Origin of the sequence: Streptosporangium sp. NPDC005286, from assembly GCF_040607515.1 — a bacterium.
Taxonomy (GTDB): domain Bacteria; phylum Actinomycetota; class Actinomycetes; order Streptosporangiales; family Streptosporangiaceae; genus Streptosporangium.
In genome coordinates this window covers 1-1427 of sequence record NZ_JBEXGU010000405.1, presented here as the reverse complement: position 1 = coordinate 1427, position 1427 = coordinate 1, and the positions used below count along the sequence as shown (strand labels likewise).

Here is a 1427-nt window from a genome sequence, read left to right as displayed (position 1 = left end):
GACGACGAACACGCCGTATCCACCGTCATCGCCGGACCCTCCAGGCCCAGCGCGTACGAGACCCGACCCGACAACACACTCCCGGCATTACCGGTGCCGAAGAAACTCATCACATCCGGCGGGAACTCCACGCTTGACGCGTAGTCGTGATACGACACCCCGGCGAACACCCCGGTACGGCTGCCACGCAGCGAGACCGGATCCATCCCCGCCCGCTCGATCGCCTCCCAGGTGGCCTCCAGCAGCAACCGCTGCTGCGGATCCATCGCCAACGCCTCACGCGGCGAGATCCCGAAGAACCCCGGATCGAACTCCCCCGCCTCATGCAGGAAACCACCCTCACGCACATAACTGGTACCGCGATTCTCCCGATCCGGGTTGTACAACCCGTCGAGATCCCAACCCCGGGACGTCGGGAACTCGCCGATCCCATCACCGCCCTCGGCCACCAGCCGCCACAGGTCCTCCGCGGAACTCACCCCGCCCGGATAGCGGCACGCCATGCCCACGATCACGATCGGGTCGTCCGCCGCAGGCACGACGGACGTGGGGATGATCACGTCGGCCTGCTCGCCGAGCAGTTTGCCCAGCAGGAACTCCGCCAGCACCACCGGAGTCGGATAGTCGAACACCAACGTCGCCGGCAACCTCAACCCCGTCGCGCCGTTCAACCGGTTACGCAACTCCACCGCGGTCAGCGAGTCGAACCCCAACTCCCGGAACTCCCGCCGCACCTCCACCAGCTGCGGCGAAGCATGCCCCAGCACCGTGGCCACCTCACCCCGAACCAGCTCAACCACCAACCGCACCCGATCGGCCTGCCCCAGACCGGCCAACCGCCGAACCAACGCCCCATCACCCACCCCCGACACCGACACCGACACCGCCGACCGGCGAACCCCACGCACCAACCCCCGCAACAGATGAGGCACCTCACCCTGCGTGCGCGCCGCCGCCACATCAAACCGCGCCGCCACAACCACCGCACGACTCATCGCAACAGCGGCCTCGAACAACGCCAAACCCTGCTCAGGCGACAACGGCATCATCCCCGCCCGCGCCATCCGCCGCATATCCGCCTGGCTCAGCGTGCCCGTCATCCCGGCGTCCTGCGCCCAGGCACCCCACCCCAGCGACAACCCCGCCAGCCCCTCAGCCCGCCGCACCTCCGCCAACGCGTCCAAAAACGCGTTCGCCGCCGCGTAGTTACCCTGCCCCGCCCCACCGAACGTCCCCGCCACCGACGAGAACACCACGAACGCCGCCAGATCCAGACCCCGGGTCAGCTCATGCAGATACCAGGCCGCATCCACCTTCGGCCGCAACACCGTCTCCAACCGCTCCGCCGTCAACGACGGAATCGTCCCGTCATCCAGCACACCCGCGGTATGAATCACCGCCGTCAACGGATGCTCGGCATCCACCCC

The 1427-nt window shown here is 67.9% G+C and carries 1 protein-coding gene; it reads right to left on the bottom strand.

Annotated features, from left to right (window positions below):
* Positions 1-1427 (bottom strand): type I polyketide synthase (locus ABZU75_RS46440; RefSeq protein WP_355569998.1); only part of this gene is annotated, 1427 nt, incomplete at both ends.